At 72.2% G+C, this 6646-nt stretch carries 9 protein-coding genes; 4 read left to right on the top strand and 5 right to left on the bottom strand.

Features of this window, described 5'->3' with window-relative positions:
* The first annotated feature begins 98 nt into the window (after positions 1–98).
* The 4 genes from VMF70_02900 (at position 99) to VMF70_02885 (ending at position 2054) form a co-directional block, all read left to right on the top strand.
* Positions 99–641 carry a thioredoxin family protein gene (locus VMF70_02900; protein HTT66956.1) on the top strand — a complete coding sequence of 181 codons (543 nt, stop codon included), beginning with the start codon at positions 99–101 and terminating at the stop codon, positions 639–641.
* A 148-nt stretch (positions 642–789) separates the two neighbouring features.
* Positions 790–1032, top strand: a complete 243-nt coding sequence (locus VMF70_02895) for a hypothetical protein (protein HTT66955.1) — start codon at positions 790–792, stop codon at positions 1030–1032.
* A gap of 9 nt (positions 1033–1041) precedes the next feature.
* Positions 1042–1383, top strand: a complete 342-nt coding sequence (locus VMF70_02890; protein HTT66954.1) for a redoxin domain-containing protein — start codon at positions 1042–1044, stop codon at positions 1381–1383.
* 185 nt (positions 1384–1568) lie between these two features.
* Entirely contained in the window at positions 1569–2054 is a 486-nt protein-coding gene (locus VMF70_02885; protein HTT66953.1) for a hypothetical protein, read from the top strand.
* Between the two features lie 28 nt (positions 2055–2082).
* On the opposite strand, the gene VMF70_02880 is transcribed toward VMF70_02885, so the two are convergent.
* From VMF70_02880 to VMF70_02860, 5 genes are all read right to left on the bottom strand, one after another.
* Positions 2083–2601, bottom strand: a complete 519-nt coding sequence (locus VMF70_02880; GenBank protein ID HTT66952.1) for a TlpA disulfide reductase family protein — start codon at positions 2599–2601, stop codon at positions 2083–2085.
* The gene (locus VMF70_02875; GenBank protein ID HTT66951.1) at positions 2598–3314 is read right to left on the bottom strand and encodes a cytochrome c biogenesis protein CcdA; all 717 of its coding nucleotides are present in this window, start codon (positions 3312–3314) and stop codon (positions 2598–2600) included. The genes VMF70_02880 and VMF70_02875 overlap by 4 nt, the downstream gene beginning before the upstream one ends.
* A gap of 63 nt (positions 3315–3377) precedes the next feature.
* Positions 3378–4562: a BamA/TamA family outer membrane protein gene (locus VMF70_02870; protein ID HTT66950.1), complete on the bottom strand. Its 1185-nt coding sequence runs from the start codon at positions 4560–4562 to the stop codon at positions 3378–3380.
* Positions 4559–5620, bottom strand: coding sequence for a N(4)-(beta-N-acetylglucosaminyl)-L-asparaginase (locus VMF70_02865; protein ID HTT66949.1), 1062 nt, complete (start codon positions 5618–5620; stop codon positions 4559–4561). Before VMF70_02865 ends, VMF70_02870 begins: the two co-directional genes overlap by 4 nt.
* Positions 5617–6627, bottom strand: coding sequence for a metal-dependent hydrolase (locus VMF70_02860; protein HTT66948.1), 1011 nt, complete (start codon positions 6625–6627; stop codon positions 5617–5619). Before VMF70_02860 ends, VMF70_02865 begins: the two co-directional genes overlap by 4 nt.
* Between the last annotated feature and the right edge of the window lie 19 nt (positions 6628–6646).

Here is a 6646-nt window from a genome sequence, read left to right as displayed (position 1 = left end):
CTGCCGCTCACCTCTCACGCCTCTCACTTCTCACGTCTTCGCCGCTCACTTCTCACTTCCGCCTCTCACCTCTCACCTCTCACATTAGTATTCAGCTCATGCCCTGGCCCTTCGCCTCCCTCTGGGAAGACGCCCTCACCTTCGACCGGTTCGTCGGGGACTCCTCGCAGCACTGCGAGCTGTGGAGGGGCGTGTACCGGACGGCCCACGTGCCCGCTTGGGCGACGGAGGCAGCCGCGAGGCTCGGCCGACCTCTCCGGCTCGTCGTGCTGACCGAGGATTGGTGCGGCGACGCGTCGAGCACGGTACCCGTGGTGGCGCGGTTCGCGGAGGCCGCGGGATTCGAGCTCCGGGTCCTGCGGCGCGACCAGCATCCCGAGGTGATGGACCGGTACCTCAGCCCTACCGGCGCCCGGGCGATTCCGGTCGTAATCGTGCTGACTGAGACGATGGACGAAGTCGGTCACTGGGGATCGCGGCCCGCGGAGCTGCAGGCGTTCGTGATGGGGGAGCGGGCGAAGGGCCGAACCTCGAAGGACTACTTTCCCGAGGTCCGCCGATGGTACGCCAGGGATCACGGCGAGTCCACGCTCCGGGAGATCCTGGCCGTGATGTCCGGAGGCCGTGGCGGAGGACCATAGCCCCCTCCGACACCCAGCACGGTCCCGGCCCGGAGCCCCCCCCGCCCCGTCCCGGCTCGACGAACCCTGCGGCGGCTCGCCGGTGTACGTATCTTCCGGATGCGATCCCGTCACAGCCGTCGTCCTGACCCTCCACGAGGAGTCGCGGATGCGTCTACGCCTCGCCATACCGCTCATCGCCGGAGGCACCGCGCTGGCCGCCGCACCGGCGGCGCAAGCCCAAACGCCGTCGGCCCAGCTGCCGACGCTGGAAGTCGGCCAGGTGGCGCCCGACTTCGCGCTGACCGGCGCCACCCGTTACGGAGTCCTGCGGGACCCGGTGCGGCTCAGCGATTTCCGAGGCAAGACGGTCGTCCTCGCGTTCTTCTTCAAGGCCAGGACCCGCGGCTGAACGATCCAAATGCACGCGTACCGTGATCAGTACGCGAAGCTGTTTCACGGCGGACAGAACGTCGTCCTCATCGCCATCAGCGCCGACTCGGCGGACGCGCTGGCGAGCTGGGCGCACGACGACCAGTTCCCGTTCCTGATGGCGAGCGACACCGGCGCGGTGGTGGGGAGGCGGTACGGCGCCTACGTCCAGCGCGCCAACCTCGACAACCGGACCCTGTACATCGTGGGACCGGACGGGAAGATCGCCTGGAAGGCGGCCCCGTTCCGGGAGATCGACCCCACGGCGTACACCGACCTGGGCTCGGCGATCGACCGGATCGCCGGAGCCGACTCGAGCTCGACCCACTAGGACGGCGGCGGGCAGCCGTGTGACGGAAGCCTGGGCCCGGCGGTTGCCGGGCCTTTGCTTTGTGACACCCTCGAGCCGGTCCACGTAGTTCGCCAGGAGCTCTCCGGCATTGCGAACCCGTTGACTTGCCTCAATATTCCGTATTCCGGAATATGGAACGTCAACCCGCCTTGAGGCCAAGCGACGTGGCCGTCGCGCTCCAGCTTGCTCGTGCGCCGGGAGCGCGCTACGCCGACCTCGCTCGGGTGCTCCATCTGGGGGTGGCGGAGGCGCATCGCGGTGTCCGCCGCCTCCAGCTCGCCGGTCTGGTGATGCCTGGGGAGCGGCGGGTGGACCGGCAGGCCCTGGTGGAGTTCCTGGTGCACGGGGTGCGCTACGCCTTCGCGCCCCTGCTCGGCGCCGAAGCCTCGGGGGTCGCGACCGCCGAGGCGGCGCCCGGTCTGGCGGGGAAGTTCCAGGCGGAAGGTGGCGTGGTGTGGCCGCACCCGGAAGGGAAGGCTCGGGGCAGGAGCCTGGTGCCGTTGTATCGGGGGGGGCCGGCGGCGGCGGTGGCGGACGCCTGGCTGCACCGCTCACTGGCCCTGGTGGACGTGCTGCGCGTCGGCGGGCTGCAGCAGCGCCGCCAGGCGCGGGCGCTGCTGGACGAGGAGCTCGGTGCGCGGCCGGCCTGAGGCGAGCCGGCACGACGATCGGCCGGGGCTAGCTCCCCGTCGCCCGAGCGGTCGCGGCCTCGATGTCCTGGTCCTGGCCGGTCCCCGTATACACCACACGCCCCCGGGCATCGACCACGACCACATACGAGGTCGTCGGGGCCTGATAGGCCCTGACCGCCGCGCCCGTCGCGTCGAACAGGAAGCGGAACGGGTAGTGATGTTCCGCCACGTGCCGCTTCACGGTCGCCGGCGTTTCGTTCACGGCCACGGCGACTTCCACGAAGTCCACCCGGTCCCCGAACCGGGCGTGCGCGGCCACGACCCTGGGCATCAGCGCGGCGCAGATCGGGCACCAGGTCGCCCAGAACTCGAATACGACCGGCTTCGTCCCGACCAGGGTCGCGAGATCCAGGGCCCGCCCGTCGAGGTCCTGTACGACGGCCGCGGGAGCGGGGGAGCCGACGGCGAGGCCGACCTGGTCGTCCTGCGCTCGCAGGGCGGCCGGGCTCGCCACCATCGGGGCTCCGATGGCGACGGCGAGCGCTGCCCACAGGGGGGGCCTCACCATACCTGGCCCGCGAGCACGAAGTAGTATTCCGCCATCACCAGCAATACCACGCCGGCCCCCCGCTTGATCCACTCCAGCCAGCGTCCGGAACGCGGCAGCGCCCGGAGCGTTCCCGAGAACAGGCCCGCCGCGATCAGAATCGCCGTCATTCCGAGCGCGAACACGAACAGGTAGGCGAAGCCCAGGAGTCCGCTTCGCGTCGCCGCCACCCAGGTGAGCACGGCCGCGAAGGCGGGCGCACCGCATGGGGCCGCGACGATTCCGCTCGTGGCTCCCATCAGGAAGACCGCGGGATAGGAGCCGCCGCTCAAGCCGCCGGCCCAGGCGAGGATCCGGGCCGGAGCGCTGACGGGGACGGTGCCGATCATCGCGAGCCCGAACACCAGCAGCAGGTTGCCGACGACCAGTCGCGCCCACGGGCTGGACGACACCGTCCCGAACAGGCTGCCCGACAGGCCCGCGACCAGTCCCAGGGCCGCGTACAGCAGGGCCACGCCGAGCGCGTAGGTGAGCGTGAGGCCCGCCGTGCGGAGCCGGTCGCGTCCGGCGGCGCCTCCGCCGATGATGCCCACGGTGATGGGGATCATCGGGTAGATGCAGGGAGTGAAGCTGGTGGCGATGCCCGCGACGAACAGCGCTCCGAGCGCCGCGAGCGGATGCTCGCGAAGCATCGGTCCGATGCCGATTGCGAGAGCAATGTCGTGGGGCACGAGGCAATAATAGACGGCGGCGGGCGGACGATGAAGTGACGGCGCGAGGACGGCCGGGCCTGGTCAGTACCCCAGCGTGGCCGTGGTTCCGAACTGCACGTGCGCGTCGGGACTCCAGCCCGCTTCGATGCCGAAGAAGGACGCCCGGCCGAATTGGGCGATGGCCCCGACGCCGTAGCCGGTGTGCAGGCCGGACCACCGGAAGCGCTCGGTCTGGTCCCAGACGCGTCCGGCGTCGGCGTGGGTCACGAGCCACAGCCGGATCGGGCTCAGGCCGAGCGCCGCGTCCCAGTACTTGTATCGCAGATCCACGCTCGCGAGCGCGGCGTTCGGACCGAGCCAGCGACCCTGGATGTTCTGGCGCAGCGTGGTCGTCCCGCCGAAGCCGTCCTCGGGGAGCCAGCTGGTCAGCCGCTCGTAGGCGACGTAGAACGGGAGGGCGCCCCGCGCCAGCTGCAGCGACTGCCTGAAGGCAACCACGGTCTCGGTGTCGAGGCGCACGAACTCGCTCGCGCCGATCGCCCAGCGGCTGTAGTCGAAGTCGCCGGCGCCCTTGAGGGCCCGGGCGCCGACGACTTCGACGAACAGGCCGCGGGAGGGGGATGCCTCCTCGTCGCGGGTGTCGAGCAGCAGGCCGCCACGGACCTCGACGTTGGTGGCGCCGCCGGTGTCCGACGCGGCACCGCTCGCCAGGTCGGCGGCCAGGGCCGTCGGCGCGCCGCTCAGGGGCTCTGCGCGATAGCGGCGATACTGGGCGCCGAGCAACAGGCGCAGCGGTCCGGCCACGCGGCGCTGGACGCTCGCCAGCGCGGTGGTGCGCGTGAGGGAGTAGCGGTAGTAGTGGCTGTCGCCGCCGTTCGCGCTCTGGAGCGAATCGTCGATGCGGCTGTCGTTCCCGAGGCCGAAGTAGGGTGCCCGCCGGAAGCGCTCGTAGCCGCCGATCAGGAGAAACCGCCAGCCGGGCACGCGCCCCATGTTGTTGTAGACGAGGGAGAGCGTCTGGGTGCCGCTGGTGGAGATGCTCGCGACCGGGCTGATCGCGGCGCCGCTGGGGATCGGCCCGGGGGGTGCCGACTTCCACCAGCCTCCGACGAGCGTGGCCCCCAGGCCCTCGAGCGACGAGTAGGTCGGGACCGGGAACAGGACGAAGGACCAGGGCTCGTCCGGCACCTGGGCGCGGGCCGCGAACGGCGCCGCCACCATCAGGGCGGCGACGGCCGCCGCGGCCGTCGCCCTCGCCGGATTCACCGTCCGGCGGGCCTCTCGTAGAGATGGGCGCAATCGACCAGCCGCGCCTCGCGGCCGTCGTGCACGGCGAACTGGGAGCCGGGATAGAAGCCGGCGGCACCGAACTCGCCGCGTTTGTTCACGGCGTAGTAGTTCAGGCCGTAGGTCGGACGGCCCGCGGCGTCGAGCAGCCGCGGCTCGCTCATGGCGGCCGCGCGCCGCAGGGTCTCGAGGCACGCGTCGGTGGGCGAGAGCCCGCGGCGCATGCCCTCCACCGTGGTGAATCCGCCGCACACCATGATGTTGCACTCGCCGAGGCCGGTGGAGCCGGCGGCCCCTACGTCGTTGTCGACGTACAGCCCGGCGCCCACGATCGGCGAGTCGCCGACCCGGCCGGGGACCTTCCAGGCGAGCCCGCTGGTGGTCGTCACGCCCGAGATGTCGCCGTTGGCGTTGATCGCGCTGCAGTTGATGGTCCCGTGCGGCGGGTTGGGGAACAGCTCGCCCTCCGGCACGTCGCGATAGTTGTCGTCCGGGCTCAGGTTGGCGCGCCAGCGGAGCCACGCCTCGCGCGACTTGTCCGTGAGCAGGTCCTCGATCCGGAAGCCGAACTGCACCGCGAAGTCCTGCGCGCCCTTGCCCACCAGGAGGACGTGGTTGGTGTACTTGAGCACGCACCGCGCCACTTCGCTCGGCGTCTTGATCCCTTCGAGCGCGCCGACGCCGCCGGCGCGCCTGGTGGGGCCGTGCATGCACGCGGCGTCGAGCTGCACCACGCCCTCCGCGTTGGGCAGCCCGCCGTAGCCCACCGCCATGTCGTCGGGGTCCAGCTCCTCGATCTTGACGGCCTCGATGACCGCGTCGAGCGTGTCGGCGCCGTGGCTGGCGATGAGGTCCATCGCCCGCGCGACGCCGCGGATCCCGTTGGCGGATGCGACGACGCACGGCCGGGCGGGCGGCCGGCGGATCACCGCGGGCGCGGCGGTACGGCCGGTCCCCGCGCGCACCGTGGAGCGCACCAGCGGCACGACGGCGGCGGAGCGGAGGACGAAGTCGCGGCGGGAGAGCGAGTCGGTCACGGGGACTCCTGGGGCGGGTGGGGCGGGGTCGGCGGAGAAGATAGCCCGCGCGGGACGCGGATGGCCACCGCGCCGAACCGCGCGCGGCCCGAGAGCGTGTAGCGTGCGTCGGCGAGCAGGACCTCGTAGCCCCCGCCCGAGCGCAGCACCTCGTACACCGGGAAGCGGGCCCAGCCGAGGAAGATGCGGCCGGTGTCGGTCGCGGCGGCGGCGGCGCGCACGGCCGGCGCGTCCAGTCCGGCGTAGCGCGCGATCCGTGGGCCCTCGCGCCGGTAGTGCGGCCGGTGGAGCCAATCGAACGAGCCCAGCTCGTAGACGCTGTCGCGCTGTATCACCACGTCGCGGCGGAACGGGTCGAGCGGGCGCGGCGAGACCATCAGCCGGCCGGGGGGCGGGCCGTCCTCGGCGAGCGCAGCGCTCCGCACCAGGCCGCGGGCGGCCAGGTTCGAGGCGGCCATCGCCACGACGTAGGCGGTCCCGGCCGCCAGCGCCCAACGCGCGGGCCACTCCGGGCGCGGGCGGCCGCGGCGTCGCAGCTCGCGCGCCACCAGCCAGCCGAGCCCGAGGGTGAGCCACATCCAGGGGTCCACGATGAACAGGGTGTCGCCGTGGAACCAGTGGCCGCTGAACGGCATCAGCAGCCTCACGCCGTAGGTGTTGCACAGGTCGAGCAGCGGGTGGGTGAGCACGGCGAGCAGCGACAGCCACAGCAGCGCGCCCGGCACCGCCGGCGGCCGCTCCGGATGGCGCCGGCGGCGCACCCAGCGGTCCCACGCGAGCAGCAGCCCGGTGAGGACGAACGGCCACACGGCCATGGCCAGGACGCCGTGCGTCCAGCCGCGCCGGAACCCGAGCGCCTCGACCGGCCGGTTCATCCAGTAGAGGATGCCGTCCACGTCGGGGATGTTCGCGCCCACGAGCAGCGCGGCGGTCGCGAGCGGCGAGCGCTTGCGCAGGCCGGCTTCCGCGAGGGCGGCGCCGACGAGGGTGTGGCAGAGATTGTCCATGCGCGTTTCCGCTTGACGG

Source organism: Gemmatimonadales bacterium, from assembly GCA_035502185.1.
Lineage (GTDB): Bacteria > Gemmatimonadota > Gemmatimonadetes > Gemmatimonadales > JACORV01 > Fen-1245.
This window is presented reverse-complemented; position numbering and strand designations above follow the sequence as displayed.